This is a genomic window from Rhodoferax sp. GW821-FHT10B06 (assembly GCF_059415605.1).
On record NZ_JBWKNO010000003.1, the window covers coordinates 425,651 to 442,553 of the forward strand.

The following is a 16,903-nucleotide window of genomic DNA, read 5'->3' on the forward strand; positions in this document are numbered from 1 at the left end:
AGCTTGACGACGCCCCCACGCTCCACTACAAAGACGTTATGCAGATCCGCTTCGAAGCACCCACCGCACTTGAATACTTTGCCTCGTTGGTGCAAAGCGACGAACAACTGCCCTTGCTGGAGGCCGCGGCCAGTCTGGCGCAAGACGAATACCCCGAATTGGACATGGAACAGGTGCTGGGCGATATGGACCAGCTGCTGGCCCGGCTGAAGCGCCGCCTGCCGCCCGACTCCGCCCCGTTGCAGCGCCTGCGTTCGCTGAACCAGTTCTTCTACCGCGATCTGAACTTTGGCGGCAACGTCAACGACTACTACGATCCCGACAACAGCTACCTGAACGCGGTGCTACGCACCCGCCGGGGCATCCCCATCTCACTGGCCGTGCTGTGGATGGAGCTGGCCCAGGGCATAGGCCTGGCGGTGCGCGGCGTGGCCTTCCCCGGCCACTTCATGGTCAAGGTCAACCTGCCCAAGGGCCAGGTGGTGATGGACCCATTCACCGGCCAGTCGCTGAGCCGCGAAGAACTGTCCGAGCGGCTGGAGCCCTTTATCCGCCACAACGGCCTGGTGGACGACTTCGAAGCCCCGCTGGGCCTGTACCTGCAGGCCGCACCGTCGCGCGACATCCTGGCCCGCATGCTGCGCAACCTGAAGGACATCCACACCTCGCAAAGCGACTGGGTCCGCGCGCTGGCCGTACAAAACCGCCTGATCGTGCTGCTTCCCGAAGCCTGGAGCGAATACCGCGACCGGGGCCTCGCCCACGCTGCGCTGGGCAATAGCGCACAGGCGGTACTGGACCTGGAGAAATACCTGATCTGCTCGCAGGACGCGCTGGACCTAGACAGCATCTCCGAGCGCCTGAGCAGCCTGCGCCGCGCCCGCAACTAGGCGTAACTCCAGCACACCGGTCCATGCCCCACGCCGCCAGTGCCTGGCCTCACCGTGGGCTACGTCGGCTGGACCTTTGGCTGCAGCGCACCACCCAGGCCGCCTCCCTACTCGTGCTGCCGCTGGCCGTGCTGCTATGCCTGCAATGGCCTTTGCGCGATGCCATCCACACCTATTCACGCGAAGCCAATGACATGGCCCAACTGCTGTTTGGCATCTACGTCAGCATCGCCATGACGGCCGCCACCCGCAGCCACGCCCATTTGACACCCGAGGTGCTAGCCCAGCACTACCCTGCCAGGCTGCGCCAACGGCTGCTGCGCTGGGCCAGTGCAGGCCTGGTGCTGCCCTGGGCCGGCTTCATCATCTACACCGCCGCTCCCATGGTGTGGCAGTCGCTGCGCCAACTGGAAGCCTTTCCGGACAGCTTCACGCCCGGCTACTTCATCCTGAAAATTGGTGTGCTGCTGCTCGCCGGGCTGCTGGTGCTGCAAACCATCGTGGACCTATGCCTGCCCCCAACGGCGCAGCCCACCGATTGATGGGCAATACCGGTCTGTGGATGCTGCTGGCCACGGCCATCGCCATGGCGACCAGCGGCCTGCCGGCCTGGGTGGTGCTGGTCGGCACTGCCACCCTGTTCTCGCTAGGCGGCCTGCTGACGGGCGCCCTGGCACTGCCCCTGTTGTACGCCCTGCCCTTGCGTCTGCTAGGCCTGCTGGAGCACGACCTGCTGCAAGCTCTGCCACTGTACGTGCTGGCAGGCGCCCTGCTGAACCGCCTGCCGCTGATGGACATCCTGTTCCGCGTGGCCTTGCGTTTGCTGCACCGCACACCGGCCGCGCCGTATCTGGCCGGCATGGGCCTGGGCGCATTGCTGGCCCCCATGAACGGCTCGGTAGGCGCCAGCATCAGCATGCTGTCGCGCGCCGTGGGCCAGCGCCTGGCGGCGCAGGGCGTAGCGGCCGAGCGCAGCGCGGCCCTGGTCTGCAGCGCCAGCACCTTGGGCGTGGTGGTGCCGCCCTCATTGGTGCTGATACTGCTGGGCGACGCCATGATGCGCGCCCATACCGAAGCAGTGAACAGCACCGGGCAGATGGTGCGCATACTCAACACCCAGGACGTATTCCACGGTGCGCTAGGCCCGGCCGTAGCCCTGGCACTGCTGTTTGGCGCCGTGACCTGGTGGCGCAACCGAGGTGCTGCACCTGAGCCAATCGGCCCAACACCCGCCGTGAGCCGCAAGGACTGGCTACTGGCGATGGCCAGCGTGGCCGGCATCCTGGCGCTGCTGGTATCTGTAACGCTGGGCTATCTGTATGCGGTGGAAGGCGCGGCCACCGGCACCCTGGTGTTGCTGCTGGGCGGTCTGGCATCGGGCAGCCTGACGCGGCCAGTGTTCAAGGCCATTCTGCAAGACACACTGGCCATCAGCGGCTCGCTGTTTGCGCTGCTGGTAGCAGCCACCAGCTATACCCTGGTACTGCGAGGCTTTGGCACAGATGTATGGATGGCCGATGCGCTGCAGCACCTGCCCGGCGGCGCCTGGGCTGCTACCTGCGTCAGCCTGCTGGTGCTGCTGCTCAGCGCCTTCATCCTGGATGCATTCGAGATCATCTTCGTCATCATCCCCATCACCATGCCGCCGCTGCTAGTGTTGGTACCGGACGCCACCTGGGTGGCCGTGCTGGCCCTGCTGGTGCTGCAAATGGGCTTTTTACTGCCGCCGTTTGGCTACGCCATCCTGATGGCCGGCAGCGTACTGCGCCAGCGACTGTCCATGCGCGCGCTCAGCCGAGCGCTCTGGCCCTATCTGCTGGTGCAGGTCGCAGTGATCACGGCCGTGCTGCTATGGCCGCAGCTGGCATGGCATGGCGATAACGCCAGCACCGAACCCCAGCTGTCCGAGCAGGAAGTCCAGCAACTGCTGGAACAACAGCGGCTGGACAGCGAAAAGGAATAGGTTGGATCAGTGCGCCAGCGCCATGACCGCGCGCTTGCGGTACAGCACCAGGGTGGCAATCAACCCGCACACGGCCGCAAACGACATCCACATGGCCGGCGCGGCCTTGTTGCCGGTAGCCTCAATCAGGCCTGTGGCGATGGCCGGGGTAAAGCCACCAAAGATCGCCGTCGCCAGGCTGTAGGCCAGCGAGAAGCCCACGGTACGCACCTCTACCGGCATCACCTCGGTCAGCGCCACCACCATCGCGCCGTTATAGCTGGCGTACAGGAAGGACAACCACAGCTCCACCGACAGCATCTTGGAAAAGCTGGGGTCGGCCGTCAGCCAGGCCATGGCCGGGTAGGCGCTAACGATGGTCAGCACAGTAAAGAAGATCAGAATCGGGCGCCGGCCAATCCGGTCCGACAGCGCGCCCATCACAGGCAGCCAGATGAAGTTGGAAATACCCACACACAGGGTCACCACCAGCGCGTCGGTGGTGCTCAGGTGCAGCACGCTTTTGCCGAATGTGGGGGTGTAGACCGTGATCAAGTAGAACGACACCGTGGTCATGGCCACCAGCATCATGCCGGCGATCACCAGGCCCCAGTTGTCCAGCATGGAGCGGAAGATGGCGCGCGTGTCAGGCCGGTGCTTGCGCTGCTTGAACTCCTCGGTTTCCTGCAACGAGCGGCGCAGCACAAACAGCACCGGCACGATCAGGCAGCCGATGAAGAAAGGTACGCGCCAGCCCCAGTCGCCAATCTGCAGCGGCGTCAACCAGATGTTCAGCGCGTAGCCCAGCGCAGCGGCGACGATGATGGCCACCTGCTGGCTGGCCGACTGCCAGCTCACGTAAAAGCCCTTGTGGCCTGGCGTGGCCATCTCGGCCAGGTAGACCGACACTCCACCCAGCTCCACACCCGCCGAGAAGCCCTGTAGCAAGCGCCCAGTCAGCACCAGCGCCGGCGCCAGGTAGCCGATGCTGGCATAGCCGGGCACACAGGCGATCAGCACGGTGCCGGTAGCCATCAGCGCCAGGGTCACGATCAGGCCCTGCCGCCGCCCCACACGGTCCACATAGGCGCCCAGAAAGATGGCACCCAGCGGCCGCATCAAAAAGCCCGCGCCAAAGGTCATAAAGGTGAACATCAGCGACGCAAACTCATCCGCCGCCGGAAAAAAGGTCTTGGCAATGTAGGTGGCGTAGAAGCCGAACAGGAAGAAGTCGAACATCTCCATGAAGTTGCCACTGGTCACCCGTAAAACGGTGCCGAACTTCGATGCAGAGGGAGCGGTGGAGGTACTCATGCGGGGCTCTCGAACGGTGGCGGTATGCGCCATCCGTAGCGGGGAGGCGACATTACAGCGCGATTAATTGTCTAGACAATTTTATCGGCGCACCCGCCAAACTACCCGGCCGTTGCCCCAAGTACACAAGACTTTACCTACTCCCGGACCGGGGGCGTATCGGCCAGAAATAGCGCCTGCAAATCGCTCAAAAAGTCGAAACCACGCTCGGTGGGCCGTACGCGTACACCGTCGCGCTGCAGCAGGCCCTTGCTCTCGCCCTCGGCCAGCCCCTTCTGGATGCGCGTGAGTGGCAGACCGGTACGCTCGGTGAACTGCGGCAGCTCGAAGCCTTCGCGCAAACGCAAGGCGTTCAGCATGAATTCGAACGGCAGCTCGGCGCGCGCAATGTCTTCGTCCTGGGTCACGGCATTGCCGGCCAGCGCGTTGTCCATGTACAGCTTGGGTTCGCGAAAGCGCACCTGGCGCACGATGCGGTGGGCAAAGCTGAGCTTGCTGTGTGCGCCCGCGCCAATGCCCAGATAGTCGCCAAACTGCCAGTAGTTCTGGTTGTGCACGCAGGCGTGGCCGGGCAGCGCGTAGGCAGACACTTCGTAGCGCTGCATGCCGGCGGCCGTGGTCATCTCGGTGATCTTGTCCAGCATGTCGTAGCCCAGGTCGTCCTCAGGCACCTGCGGCGGGAACTTGGCGAAATAGGTGTTGGGCTCGATGGTCAGCTGGTAGATGGAGATATGTTTGGGCCCCAGCGCAAGCGCTGTCTGCATATCCCGCTCTAAATCTTGTAGCGTCTGACCGGGCAGCGCGTACATGATGTCGAGGTTGAAGGTATCAAACGACTGGGCCGCCTCCTGTACAGCCGCCAGCGCCTGGGCGCTGTCGTGCACGCGGCCCAGGGCCTTCAGATGCGCGTCGTTGAAGCTCTGCACGCCCACCGACAGACGCGTCACGCCGGCGCTGCGGTAGGCACGGAAGCGGTCTTTCTCGAAGGTGCCGGGGTTGGCCTCCATGGTGATTTCGCAGTCCGGCTCCAGCCGCAGCCGGGCGCGAATGTCACCAATCAGCCGGTCTATCGCCTGCGGCGAAAACAGGCTGGGCGTGCCGCCGCCGATGAAGATGCTGTGCACCGTGCGGCCCCAGATCAAGGGCAGCGCGGCCTCCAGATCGGCCATCAGCGCGTCGATGTAGCGCTGCTCGGGCACTTCGCTGGTCGGTACAGGAGCCGCCAGGCTGGCGGCAGGGTGCAGGGTCTGTGCGCCATCAGCCCGCAACTCATGCGAGTTGAAGTCGCAGTACGGGCATTTCTTCAGGCACCAGGGCAGATGCACGTACAGCGACAGCGGCGGCAGCGCGGCCAGCTGCAGCAGGCCGGGGCGCATGTAGTGCTGCAGATCTTTCATGGCAACCAGCGCTCGCGCATCAGGGCCAGCATGGCGCGCGACGACTGGCCGCGGTGGCTGTTGGCGTTCTTCACCTCCGGGCTGAGCTCGGCAAAGGTCTTGCCAAACTGCGGCAGGAACATCACCGGGTCGAAGCCAAAGCCATTCTCGCCCTGCGGTGCACGGGTGATCTCGCCGACAGCGCGGCCCACGGCGATCAGCGGTTCGGGGTCCATCGGCGAGCGCACGGCCACCAGGGTGCTGACCAGTGCGGCGCGACGGTTCTCGATGTGCTGCATCTGCTCCAGCAAGGCGCGCACATTGTTGTCGTCCCCCTTGGGGTAGCCAAACTGGGTGGCGTAGTACGCCGTCTGCACGCCCGGCAGGCCGCCGAAGGCATCGACGCACAGGCCGGCGTCGTCGGCCACGGCGGGCAGCCCGCTGTGCTCGGCGGCATGGCGGGCCTTGGCCAGGGCGTTCTCGACGAAGGTGTGGAAGGGTTCGGCGGCTTCAGGAATACCCAAGGTGCCCTGCGCCACCAGTTCCACACCCAACGGGGCGAACAGGGCTTGCAGTTCAAACAGCTTGCCCGCGTTATTCGATGCCAATACGATTTTCATAAAAATATGCCTTCAGCGCAGGTAACACCTGCGCAAGCAGCTATTACTTCGATAGCGACTGCAGTTGCAGCGCCATCAACTCGACGATGCCTTTTTCCGCCAGCCCCAGCAGCGCGTCCATCTCGGCGCGGGTGAAGGCCACGCCCTCGGCCGTGCCCTGCACTTCGACGAAATGGCCGGCGCCGGTCATCACCACGTTCATATCGGTGTCGCAGGCCGAATCTTCGGTGTATTCCAGGTCCAGCAGCGGCGTGCCGTCCACGATGCCGACCGAGATGGCGGCCACGCTATGGGTGATGGGCGTGACCTTGATCTTGCCGGCCTGCAGCAAGGTGCTGACCGCGTCCTGCGCCGCCACAAACGCGCCGGTGATGGCGGCGGTACGCGTGCCGCCGTCGGCCTGCAGCACGTCGCAGTCCAGGTGGATGGTGCGCTCGCCCAGCAGCTTCAGGTCAAACACAGCCCGCAGGGACCGGCCGATCAGGCGCTGGATCTCCTGGGTGCGGCCGGTTTGCTTGCCGCGCGCGGCCTCACGGTCGCTGCGGCTGTGGGTGGCGCGCGGCAGCATGCCGTATTCGGCGGTCACCCAGCCCTCGCCGCTGCCCTTCTTGTGGCCGGGCACTTTCTCTTCCACGGAGGCTGTGCACAGCACCTTGGTATTGCCGAACTCGATCAGCACCGAACCTTCGGCGTGGATGGTGTAGCCCCGGGTGATGCGCACCGGGCGCAGCTGGTCGGCGGCACGGCCGCCATTACGGACAAATTCAGTCATGGTCTGGTTCCAAAATGGGTGATAAGTGTGCCAACCCCTCTCCAAGGGCGCAGGAAAACCGGCTGCGCCGGGCTCCTGGCCCCGCCCTATGAGGGGTATCAACCTCGCTTGATCGCAGAGCGGCGGATGGCTTCGTTGATCTCGGCAATCGAGCGTTCTATGGCCGCGTCGTCCAGCTCATCCAGCCCGCTGCCGGGTCCGCTGGCCTGAATGGACGAAGCAAACACGCCGTCCTGTATGGATTCGGTGGAAATGCCCCGCGTGGACTCAAAGGGGTCTGGGGTTTCCCACTCGATCGCCATTACGGTAACGTTGTCGCTGGTGGCGCCCGCCTTGCGCAGCGCCTGCTCCACCAGATCGGGTACGGCCTCGGACACCGGTGACTGGCTGAGAACGCGCACGATGTCTTCGTCCGGCAAGCTATCCCACAGCCCATCCGAGCACAGCATGATCTTGTCACCCTGGTGCAGCACGATAGGCCCGGTGATATCGAACACCGGCCGCACCGACGCGCCCAGACAGGTATAGAGCACGTTGCGGTTCACCGGCCCGGGGGGCGTGCGTCCATCGGAACGGCTTTGCTCGGCATAGGAGTGGTCGCGGGTGCGGGTGAGCAGCAGGCCGTCGCGCACCACATACAGGCGCGAATCGCCGCAGTGCACCCAGGTCGCCGTGCTGCCCTGCACCACCGCCGCCACAAAAGTGGTGCGTGGTGAATCCAGCATGCCGGTACGGCCCGCGTAACGCAATATCTGCTCGTGCGCGGCCAGAATGGCAGCGGTCAAAAATTCGGTGACATTGGGCAGCGAAGGCTGGGCCTGCTTCTGGTACAGCGCGGAGGCGGACTGCAAGGCCAGCTGTGCCGCCACCTCGCCCTCCGGGTGGCCTCCCATGCCGTCGGCCAGCAGGAACAGACCGGATTCACGGGTGTAGCAATAGCCCATGCGGTCTTCGTTTTTGGCGCGGCCGCCCTTGCGGCTGACCTGGAATACAGAAAACTTCACTTGGGTGTGGCCCCGATGCCGGTGGCATCACGCACGTTCTTTTTGGTGTCCGACACCAGGGTGTCGAACTGCAGGCGCAGCTTTTCAGCCACGGACAATTTGGTATAGCGACGCTCGCCTTCACGGCTGAGCTCTTTTTGCAGCGCAAATACCGACTGCGGGCGCGACAGCGGGTCTACTGACATGCACCACTCCACCACTTCTATCAGGTTGTCGGAGTAGATGCCACGCAGGCGCGACAAGGCCAGGGCCAGGCGGTCTTTCTCCAGGCGCTGCGGCGCCTCGTTCGGCGGATAGCCCTGCATGCAGGCGTAGATGCAGGCGCCGATGGCGTAGATATCGGTCCACGGGCCCATGGAGGCATCGCGCCGGTACATCTCTGGAGCGGCGAAGCCGGGGGTATACATGGGACGGATGAAGTTGCCTTCCTTGTTCAGCACTTCGCGGGCCGCACCAAAATCGATCAGCACCGCCTTGTTGTCGTCGGTGATGAAGATGTTGGCCGGCTTGATGTCCAGGTGCAGCATCTTGTGCTGGTGCACGATGCGCAGGCCGCGCAGGATCTCGTCGAACAGGCTGCGGATGGTGGATTCGCGGAACACCTTCTGCTTGCGCAAGTCACGCGAGGTGATGATGAAGTCCTGCAGGGTCGCGCCCTCCAGGTAGTTCATCACCATGTAAACCGTTTCGTTCTCGCGGAAGAAATTCAGCACGCTGACCACTGATGGGTGGGAAATCTGCGCCAGCGAGCGGCCTTCTTCGAAAAAGCTCTTCAGGCCCAGGCGGTACAGCGACAGCTTTTCGGGTGGCACCTGGGGCAGCAGCTCGCCAGCGGCACGGGTCGCCAAAGACGAAGGCAGGTACTCCTTCAGGGCCACCTGCCCGCCTTCGTTATCGCCGGCCAGATACACCACGCCGAAGCCGCCGGAGGACAGGCGCCGGACAATGCGGTAACCCCCTACAACAGTGCCTGGCGGTAGCGTGGCCGGTTTGATCTTGGACATAAATTTGGTGGGGAGAGCGGCTCTGCAACGTAACCCAGTTATTCTCGGGCCATTGCAACGATAAGTACCATCTAATGCCAGTTTACAGCATGACCGGCTATGCCAGTGCCCAGCACAGCAGCGCCGCCAACACCCCGGAATCCGAATCCAAAAGCAACTCCGCGCGCCGCCTGGGGCTGGAAATCCGCTCAGTCAACAGCCGCTTCCTGGACCTGACCTTCAAGCTGCCCGACGAGCTGCGCAGCCACGAACCCGCGCTGCGTGAGCGCGTTATGGCCAAGCTTAAGCGCGGCAAGGTGGAAGTGCGCGCCGCTATCGAAAACACCGCCAGCGGCAGCCTGCCCGACCCATCGCCGCGCCTGATGCAACGCGTGAATTCGCTGCAGGACTCGGTCAAGGCCTGGCTGCCCCAGGCCGCGCCGCTCAGCGTGGCCGACGTGATCCGCCTGGCGTCCAGTGAGCAAGGCCCAGCCCACGACTGGGCCGACGACCTGCTCAGCCTGTCCGACACGGTGCTGGCTGCGCTGGTGGAAGCCCGCCAGCGCGAAGGCGACCGACTCGCCGCCATGCTCAAAGGCCACATCACCCAGCTGCGCGCCCTGGCCCAGAAAGCCGTGCCCCTGGTGCCCCAGTTGGTAGAGCAGCAGCGCCAGCGTTTCCTGGAACGCTGGAAGGAAGCCATGGCGCTGACCGATGGCGCCACCTTGCCCGAAGCCGCGCAAGACCGCGCGCTGACCGAAGCGACATCCTTCGCCATCCGCATCGACGTGGCCGAGGAACTGACCCGCCTGCACTCGCATCTGGACGAGATGGAACGCATCCTGAAAAAGGGCGGCGAAGTCGGCAAGCGCATGGACTTCCTGATCCAGGAGCTGCACCGCGAAGCCAACACCATGGGCAGCAAGTCTGCCGCGCTGGAGCTGACCAAGATTTCCGTGGATATGAAGGTGCTGATCGAGCAGATGCGCGAGCAGGTGCAGAACGTCGAATAACAACGAGGCATGGCCCGCCTGCCCGTCAGGGTGGCTGCCATGCCCCAAGCCAACGCTGGTTTTTAGAAGTTGATTTCCGCGCTGGCGTGCAGGGTGCGTGGCGCACCCTGGATCAGACCGTAACCCCAGCTACCCAACCAATATTTGGTGTTGGTCAGGTTGGCTACGTTGGCCCGGAAGGTCACGTCCTTGCCGTCCAGCTTGGTCACGTAGCGGGCACCCACGTCATACAACTTGTAGCTGCCCAGCATATGGGTGTTGCTGCTCTCCAGCGCCTGTTGGCCCACATGGCGAACGCCGCCCGACAGCACCAGGCCCCGCATCTGCGGCACCTTATATTCCACTTGCAGGCTGGCCGTGACATCCGCCACGTTCTGGGCACGCTTGCCATTGACCGCCGAGTCGTCGCTCTTGTTGCGGCTATTCATCAGCACCGTACTGCCCATCACCGCCCAGTCGTGGGCCAGCTCCGTACGGCCGGACAAGTCCAGGCCCTGGTAGACCAGACCGCCCTCCTGCACATAGACATTGCTGCTGTTGGTGTACTCCAGCCCGCGCTCGATACGGAATAGCGCCGCCTCGGTGGACCAGCCCTTGCCCTCTTTCTTCACGCCGATTTCGTACTGTTTGCTCTTCAGCGGGCCAAAGGTTGCGTTGGCGTTGGTGGTGGTCAGCGGAGCCGTGCCGCCCTGTTCCAGGGATTCAACATAGCTGGCGTAATACGACAGGGTGGCATCCGGCTTCCAGATCAAGGCCAGCGTGGGAGACCACGCAGACTTGGCATAGTGGTTTGCCAGGGAACCATCTGTGTCGTAGTTGTAGGCGTTCTGGGTGTAGTTGCTATGGCGCACGCCAATGATGCTGCTCCACTGCGGAGTCCACTGGATGGTGTCACTGGCGAACACGCCCACGTCGCGGGTGTTGGAGGCCTCTCCCAGGGTCTGGTCCACCGTATTCCCTGGGTTGGCCAGCGCCACGACGTGGTACAGGTTGTTGGTGCCCAGGGTGTCGTCGCCAAAGTTCACACCGTTGATACGCTTGCCGCGCTGGATGCTGGTGCCAAACGTCAGGTCATGGCCGATGGAGCCGGTTTGCACTTTGCCGGTAAACATCAGGTTCGCCGCATCGCTTTGCTGCTTGCTGTACCAGCGGTACAGGTCGTCGGTGTAGTTGCCCGCGTTGTCGGTCACCGTGAGGAAGCTGTCGTAATTGGTGCGCGTCTGGCGCATGCCACGGTAGCCTACGCTCATGTCCCAATCCTTGGCGAAGTTCCAATGTAGCTCGGTGCCGATGGTGCCCATCACGGTCTGGTGGTAGGTGAAGTCCTGGCTCAAAGCCTGGCTGCCGTCCACCGGCGTGGGCGTGGACACACCGTCGGCCAGGGAGATGGCAAACAAGGAACTGTTCACCTTACGCTTTTGGTACAGGCCGTCGATGGACCACTGCAAAGTAGGCGTCAGGCGCACGTCGAAAGCCGCTGAGACCGAATCCCGTTTGATGGGGGAATTCAAATAGGTGTCGCCACCTTCATGCACGGCGTTCACACGCAGACCCATGCGCTCGTCTTCGCCAAAGCGGCGGCCAATATCGGCCTGCAGCACATACTGGGACTCGGTGCTGTAGCCCAGCTTGACCGACGACACCGGATTTTTGCCCGCGCGCTTGGTTTGGTAGTCGGCAATACCGCCGGGCGAGCCAAAGCCATACATAAAGCCCGACAGGCCTTTGAGCAGGCTGATCTGCTCGAAGTGCTCCAGCGGCAGATCTATGTTCCAGACCACCGTGTTCAGGCCGTTGATCTTGATTCCGTTCAGCATGTCCAATGGCAGGCCACGTATGGCGATCTGCGAGTTCTCGCCCGAAATACTGTTGTTCAGCGCGGATACGGCGGCATCCGCCTTGAACGCCTCGGCCAACGTGGTGGCCTGCTGGTTGGCGATGAACTCCTTGGTGGCCACACTGGTGGAAAAGGGGGTGTCCAGCAACTCCTTCGTCCCCAAGGCCCCTGCACTGCCTACCGAAGCGCGGTAGCTAGGAATAGCCGTCTCGCCCTCTTGCACCGACTTCACCACCACCGCGGGCAGCGTACCTTCCTGCGCATACGAGGAGGCCGACAAGCTCAGCAAAGCCAGGGCCAAGGGCGTCAAGCAGGCCCGCCCAGCGGGTTGACGGACATCCAACAAGGGGTTCATAGTTCCATTTCTCCTGATTCAAACAGACAAGCAACAAAAAGTGAGCGCCTGAAGCAGGCACTCACAACGCGAAAAAAGAGGAAAGCGGCTAGAGCCGCATCACACGGCGACCGGCAGCGCCGCTTTGGCGCCTGGCACCATGCGGCTGCGCTCCGGCCGGTCTGCCAGCATCGATTCCAGAATTTCCACGGAACGCACGGCCAGCACCGACAACAAGGTATCGCTCAAGCCGTGGCTGTCTTCACAGCAACCTTGCAGGTAAATCTTGGGCAAGAAGTTCTTCACGGTATGCAGGCGGTAGTCACGCTCCACGGTGTAGCCGTCGGATATGTATTCGGCCAAGCCGCCCAGCAAGCGTTTATGGTCATCGCGCCGGTAGCCGGTGGCCAGCACCACGGCATCGAATTCGGCTTGCTCCGTCGCCCCGCTGGTCTGGTGGCGTAAATCCAGCTGGATGCCCGTGCTGTAGGCGCGCGCCTGCGCCACCTCTTTGCCGGACCACAGCTGGCAGCGCTGCACACCGCGCACCCGCTGCTCGTACAGCAGCTTGTAGATTTGCTGGATCAGGTCCAGGTCCACCACCGAGTAGTTGGTACTGCGAAAGCGCTCCAGCGTGGCGCGGCGCACGTCCTGCGGCTGCTGGTAGATCACGTCGGTAAATTGCGGATGGAAGATCTCGTTCACGAACGGGCTGTCGTCCGCCGGCATCAGCACATCGCCACGGGTGATCAAGGTCACCTCGGCATCGCCAAAGCGCCCTACCAGATCCAGGTACACCTCGGCCGCGCTCTGCGCACCGCCCAGCACCGCAATGCGCCGCGGCGTGCCCTGGCTGTGCACCAGGGCATCCAGCCGCTCCAGATAGTGCGCGGCATGGAACACGCGGGCGTCTTGCAGCGCTTCAAAAGCGGCCGGAATCGCCGGCACGCCGCCAATGCCAAACACCATATTGCCCGCCGTGCGCGCGTAGCTGCGACCGTCCAGACCGCGTGAATGCACGCGCAAACGGGTGATCTGCTCGCCTTCACGCACCGGCTCCACATCCACCACCTCTTCGCCGTAGTGGCAGAGATGGTCGAAGTGCCCGGCCACCCACTGCAGATAGTCGTTGTACTCAATACGCGAGGGGAAGAAGCTCTTCAAGTTGATGAACTCCTTGAGCCGCCCTTTTTCATGCAGGTAGTTGATGAAGGTGAAGTGGCTGGTTGGATCACGCAGCGTGGCCAGATCCTTGAGGAAGGACACCTGCATATCGCTGCCCTCCAGCAGCATGCTGCCGTGCCAGACGAACTCCGGCTTCTTTTCAATAAAGCAGCAGTCCAGCGCCTTCTTGCGCGGATGGGCCGACTCCTCCATCGCCAGGGCGATGGCCAGGTTGGACGGACCAAAACCAATACCAATGAAATCGTGCTCGACGCTAGAAATACCCATGTTCATCCTTTTGCCAAAAATAGGCAGGAATGCACGCCGGGCTGCGTGCACCTTGCTGCTAGCAAATACATGAACATGACGAACGGCCTGGGCAAATATTTAATGCCAAATGCAAATAATTCGCAGGCAGCGTTTACCGGGTTACGCGCCATTCACTACAAAAACAATAGCTGCTTGCGCAGTTGTTATCTGCGCTAGAGGCCTAAAAAGCTTGGAGTTTTTGTGTCTAAGGTTCAGCCAGCACCGTCTGCCCCTGCGGCCCCGCTAACCACTGCCCCTGCGCATGCACCTCGCGCTCCAGCACCAGCAGTGCGGCCCGCTTGTGCGGAAAATCAAACTGCCGCAGGTAGGCAAAACCGTACTGCTGCAAATAACCAACCATGCGGGCGTTGTCGACACGCGGTTCGCACACCACGGCCTGGGTGCGCGGGTCGTCCAGCATCAGGTAGTGCGCCAGCGAGGGCAGCCAGGCGGCAACGTATTGCGGGCCGCGGGCCCAGTCCTCACCGACCAGCATGTGGATGCCGCGGTCGTGGTCGCCCACCAGGTAGAACGGCGCGATGCGGTCCTCCTTGGCCCAATAGGCTTCGAAGTAGGCAAACGGCTTGCCGTCCAGGCAGCCCACCAGCGGGTGCACATGCGGGTCGGCCAGGGCATTGGCGACGAAGGCGCGGTGCTTGCCCAGGTCGCCCTGCTCCTCCCAGAAATGCGCCACGCGCGGGTGGTTCATCCAGTGGTGGAAAGGCTCCAGGTCCGTTTGCGCATCCAGCGTGCGCAGGCTCAGCCACTGGTTCAGCCAGGGGATAAAGCGCTGGTACACGGTGCCCGTAGTTTGCGGCGGGCGGCGTGGGTGGCGTTTGCCCTGGCTCATTACATAGTCCAAAGGGTAGGCCGCACTGCTGCTGCCGTGCAGCCACAGTTCAGGCTGCTGCAGCAGGCTGGTGCGCGGCATCTGCACCGTGCCGTTGGCTGCGGCCACGGCCAGGCCCTGGCGCAGCAGGGCGGGCAGCGCCTCCGCGTAATCCGAAAAATCCAGCTCCAGCGCCGCCACGGCCGCGTCCGCGGCAAACACGGCGTGCAGCGCGGCCAGCAGAGCCCAACGGCGCTGTGCCGCATCTGCGGGCTGCCAGGCCATGACGGCAGCGCGGCGGATGGCGCCTTCGCGCACACCCAACGCCATGGCCATGGCTGCCTGCCCGTCGAGTTGCACCTCCACAGTGGAGGCATGCAGCAGGGTGCGGATGCGCGTGCCGCCGTCCAGCGCAAAGTGGTATTCCAGTGAGAGGTTTTCTTGCATGTTTTTCCTTGGGTGTGATCAGGCCCATGCCGGGCTGGCGGTGGCAGTGCGTGCCCCCAGCGCAGCGGCTAGTTCGGCCACGGTTTGGTGATGGAATACGTCGGCCAGGCGCAGCGCAATACCCTGCTGGCGTGCTTGCGCGACTAGTTGCACACAGCGCAGCGAACTCGCCCCTTGGGCAAAAAAGTTGTCCTGCGGCTGCAGCGCAGGCAAACCCAGCACCTCCGCCACGAGGGTGGTCAGACTGACTTCCAGCGCTGACTGCCGTGGCAAGTGGGCGGATGCTTTGGGCGAGCGGCTGGTACGCACTGGTGCGACCGGTCCCAGGCTGGCGTGCAATGCCTGGTCCGGGGTGGCCACCAATGTTGCGAGCAGACGCGGATAGTCGCTCCAGAGGGTATGCGCAAAGCTGGCATCCACCCGCTCCACCGCATAAGAGAAAGCGCCACGGACCTGGCCACCTGCGTCTTCGGCAACATCCAGCTCCAGGTCGAACACCACGTTGCGCCGGGGCACGGGGAAGTCCTCCAGCCGCAAGCCCGGCAGGGTGGACAGGCTTTCCACACTCGGCCGCAGGTAGTTGTAGAGCACGTGGAATACCGGGTTGCGCCCCGGCACGCGCTCTGCCCGCAGGGCCTGCGCCAGTTGCGCAAACGGCAGGCCGGCATGGGCTTGCGCGCCCAGCAAGCTGTCTTGCACAGCCCGTACCAACACGGCAAAGCTCTGGCTTGGATCGACGCGGGCACGCACGGGCTGGGCATTAAGAAACAGGCCTACCAAGGCCTCGGTTTCCACCCGGTCGCGGTTGGACGCCAGAATGCCGATGCAATGGTCGGCCTGTCCGGTATGCCGGTACAGCAGGGCGTGGAAGACAGCTTGCAGCAGCATGGACAGGCTCACGCCCCAACTCTGCGCCAGGCTGCGCGCTTGTTGCACCAGGGCAGCATCCAGCGCAAACAGCAACTGTTCAGCCCGCATGCTGGGCTGGGCTGGCGCATCCGGCGGCGCCGGCAATACCAAGGCTGGCAAGGCCGCCAACTGGGCACGCCAGTACGCCAGATCGGCAACCGGAACGCGGTCCTCCTGCTGCTGCCAGGCGCAGTAGTCGGCGTAGTCCAGCGTCGGCTCGGGCAGCGCGGCGGCATGGCCTTGCAGCTCGGCGCGGTACAGCGCCATCAGGGTGTCAAACACCAGGCCCATGGACCAGCCATCGGCCACGATGTGGTGGATGGTCAGCAGCAGCACATGGTCTTCGGCGCCCAGACACAACAGCCGCGCACGCAGCAACGGCCCTCGCTCCAGATCAAAAGGCTGCAACGCCTCCTCCTCCGCCAGACGCCGCGCCTCCGCCTCGCGCGCAACGGCCGGCCACTGCGATACATCCACCTGGGGCAGTGCCACCGCTGCAGGTGGGGCGATGCACTGCACCGGCTGGCCATCACGGCCCGCAGGAAAGCTGCTGCGCAGCGCGCCATGCCGTGCCACCAACGCATTCAGGCTTGAATGCAAAACAGACCGCTGCAGCATGCCACTACAGCGTAATGCGCTATGAATGTTATAGCTTGCATCATTCGGATCGCTACGCCACAAGAACCACAAGCCTTGCTGCGCATGGGACAGCGGCACCGGCACATCGGGCATACGGCGCGGGATAGGCGCCAGCACCTCGCTGTGGCATTCGGTGGCCACGCGCTGCGCGAAGTCGCCCAGTGTCGGCGCCTGGAACAGCAGCTTCAAGGGTACGGTCAGGCCCATATGGCGCTGCACACGGGCGCAAACCTGAGTAGCCAGCAAGGAATGCCCCCCCAGCGCAAAGAAATGCTCGTCCAGCCCCACACGCGGCAGCTGCAGCACCTCGGCCCAGATCGCCGCCAAGGCCTGCTCCATCGGCGTGCCCGGCGCCCGGTACGCCCTCTCCTGCGCTCGCGGCTGTGGCGCCGGCAAGGCCCGCCGGTCCAGCTTGCCGTTGGCCGTCACCGGCAAGGCGTCCAGCCGTATCAGCTGCGCCGGCACCATGTATTCGGGTAGTTGCTGCGCCAGTTGCTGGCGCAGCTGTTCTTCTTGCAGTG

14 protein-coding genes are annotated in these 16,903 nt (G+C 63.7%); 4 read left to right on the plus strand and 10 right to left on the minus strand.

Features of this window, described 5'->3' with window-relative positions; translation table 11 throughout:
* Positions 1-38 precede the first annotated feature (38 nt).
* Genes AC07O2_RS07315 through AC07O2_RS07325 form a run of 3 tightly spaced genes read left to right on the plus strand, consistent with a single transcriptional unit; the run spans position 39 to position 2,853 of the window.
* Complete coding sequence (locus AC07O2_RS07315; RefSeq protein WP_495075069.1) at positions 39-890, plus strand: SirB1 family protein; 852 nt, start codon at positions 39-41, stop codon at positions 888-890.
* Positions 891-913: 23 nt separating this feature from the next.
* Entirely contained in the window at positions 914-1,432 is a 519-nt protein-coding gene (locus AC07O2_RS07320; protein ID WP_495075070.1) for a TRAP transporter small permease subunit, read from the plus strand.
* Positions 1,399-2,853, plus strand: a complete 1,455-nt coding sequence (locus AC07O2_RS07325) for a TRAP transporter large permease subunit (protein ID WP_495075071.1) — start codon at positions 1,399-1,401, stop codon at positions 2,851-2,853. Before AC07O2_RS07320 ends, AC07O2_RS07325 begins: the two co-directional genes overlap by 34 nt.
* A gap of 6 nt (positions 2,854-2,859) precedes the next feature.
* On the opposite strand, the gene AC07O2_RS07330 is transcribed toward AC07O2_RS07325, so the two are convergent.
* From AC07O2_RS07330 to AC07O2_RS07355, 6 genes are all read right to left on the minus strand, one after another.
* A complete protein-coding gene (locus AC07O2_RS07330; RefSeq protein ID WP_495075072.1) occupies positions 2,860-4,146 on the minus strand; it encodes an MFS transporter in 1,287 nt (428 codons plus the stop codon).
* A gap of 137 nt (positions 4,147-4,283) precedes the next feature.
* Positions 4,284-5,543, minus strand: coding sequence for a radical SAM family heme chaperone HemW (gene hemW / locus AC07O2_RS07335; RefSeq protein WP_495075073.1), 1,260 nt, complete (start codon positions 5,541-5,543; stop codon positions 4,284-4,286).
* The gene (gene rdgB, locus AC07O2_RS07340; RefSeq protein WP_495075074.1) at positions 5,540-6,142 is read right to left on the minus strand and encodes an RdgB/HAM1 family non-canonical purine NTP pyrophosphatase; all 603 of its coding nucleotides are present in this window, start codon (positions 6,140-6,142) and stop codon (positions 5,540-5,542) included. Before rdgB ends, hemW begins: the two co-directional genes overlap by 4 nt.
* 43 nt (positions 6,143-6,185) lie before the next feature.
* Positions 6,186-6,914 (minus strand): ribonuclease PH, encoded by a 729-nt coding sequence (gene rph, locus AC07O2_RS07345; RefSeq protein WP_495075075.1) that lies wholly within the window; start codon positions 6,912-6,914, stop codon positions 6,186-6,188.
* A gap of 98 nt (positions 6,915-7,012) precedes the next feature.
* Positions 7,013-7,918 carry a PP2C family protein-serine/threonine phosphatase gene (locus tag AC07O2_RS07350; protein WP_495075076.1) on the minus strand — a complete coding sequence of 302 codons (906 nt, stop codon included), beginning with the start codon at positions 7,916-7,918 and terminating at the stop codon, positions 7,013-7,015.
* Positions 7,915-8,922, minus strand: a complete 1,008-nt coding sequence (locus AC07O2_RS07355; RefSeq protein ID WP_495075077.1) for a serine/threonine protein kinase — start codon at positions 8,920-8,922, stop codon at positions 7,915-7,917. The genes AC07O2_RS07350 and AC07O2_RS07355 overlap by 4 nt, the downstream gene beginning before the upstream one ends.
* Positions 8,923-8,996: 74 nt before the next feature.
* Between AC07O2_RS07355 and AC07O2_RS07360 the strand changes: the two genes are divergently transcribed.
* Complete coding sequence (locus tag AC07O2_RS07360; protein ID WP_495075078.1) at positions 8,997-9,914, plus strand: YicC/YloC family endoribonuclease; 918 nt, start codon at positions 8,997-8,999, stop codon at positions 9,912-9,914.
* Between the two features lie 62 nt (positions 9,915-9,976).
* Here AC07O2_RS07360 and AC07O2_RS07365 read toward each other — a convergent pair whose 3' ends face one another.
* From AC07O2_RS07365 to AC07O2_RS07380, 4 genes are all read right to left on the minus strand, one after another.
* On the minus strand, positions 9,977-12,106 hold the full coding sequence (locus tag AC07O2_RS07365) for a TonB-dependent siderophore receptor (RefSeq protein WP_495075079.1): 2,130 nt from the start codon (positions 12,104-12,106) through the stop codon (positions 9,977-9,979).
* Between the two features lie 99 nt (positions 12,107-12,205).
* Positions 12,206-13,537 (minus strand): lysine N(6)-hydroxylase/L-ornithine N(5)-oxygenase family protein, encoded by a 1,332-nt coding sequence (locus tag AC07O2_RS07370; RefSeq protein WP_495075080.1) that lies wholly within the window; start codon positions 13,535-13,537, stop codon positions 12,206-12,208.
* Between the two features lie 226 nt (positions 13,538-13,763).
* Positions 13,764-14,834 (minus strand): GNAT family N-acetyltransferase, encoded by a 1,071-nt coding sequence (locus AC07O2_RS07375; RefSeq protein WP_495075081.1) that lies wholly within the window; start codon positions 14,832-14,834, stop codon positions 13,764-13,766.
* 18 nt (positions 14,835-14,852) lie between these two features.
* Positions 14,853-16,903, minus strand: a 2,051-nt coding sequence (locus tag AC07O2_RS07380) for a condensation domain-containing protein (protein ID WP_495075082.1), incomplete at its 5' end; no start/stop codon positions are given.

Excerpts from the sequence above, each read along its gene's own strand:
- rdgB (WP_495075074.1), bottom strand. The coding sequence starts at position 6,142 with ATGAAAATCGTATTGGCATCGAATAACGCGGGCAAGCTGTTTGAACTG.
- AC07O2_RS07320 (WP_495075070.1), top strand. The coding sequence starts at position 914 with ATGCCCCACGCCGCCAGTGCCTGGCCTCACCGTGGGCTACGTCGGCTG.
- AC07O2_RS07365 (WP_495075079.1), bottom strand. The coding sequence starts at position 12,106 with ATGAACCCCTTGTTGGATGTCCGTCAACCCGCTGGGCGGGCCTGCTTG.
- AC07O2_RS07315 (WP_495075069.1), top strand. The coding sequence starts at position 39 with ATGCAGATCCGCTTCGAAGCACCCACCGCACTTGAATACTTTGCCTCG.
- hemW (WP_495075073.1), bottom strand. The coding sequence starts at position 5,543 with ATGAAAGATCTGCAGCACTACATGCGCCCCGGCCTGCTGCAGCTGGCC.
- rph (WP_495075075.1), bottom strand. The coding sequence starts at position 6,914 with ATGACTGAATTTGTCCGTAATGGCGGCCGTGCCGCCGACCAGCTGCGC.
- AC07O2_RS07355 (WP_495075077.1), bottom strand. The coding sequence starts at position 8,922 with ATGTCCAAGATCAAACCGGCCACGCTACCGCCAGGCACTGTTGTAGGG.
- AC07O2_RS07360 (WP_495075078.1), top strand. The coding sequence starts at position 8,997 with ATGCCAGTTTACAGCATGACCGGCTATGCCAGTGCCCAGCACAGCAGC.
- AC07O2_RS07325 (WP_495075071.1), top strand. The coding sequence starts at position 1,399 with ATGCCTGCCCCCAACGGCGCAGCCCACCGATTGATGGGCAATACCGGT.
- AC07O2_RS07375 (WP_495075081.1), bottom strand. The coding sequence starts at position 14,834 with ATGCAAGAAAACCTCTCACTGGAATACCACTTTGCGCTGGACGGCGGC.
- AC07O2_RS07330 (WP_495075072.1), bottom strand. The coding sequence starts at position 4,146 with ATGAGTACCTCCACCGCTCCCTCTGCATCGAAGTTCGGCACCGTTTTA.
- AC07O2_RS07370 (WP_495075080.1), bottom strand. The coding sequence starts at position 13,537 with ATGGGTATTTCTAGCGTCGAGCACGATTTCATTGGTATTGGTTTTGGT.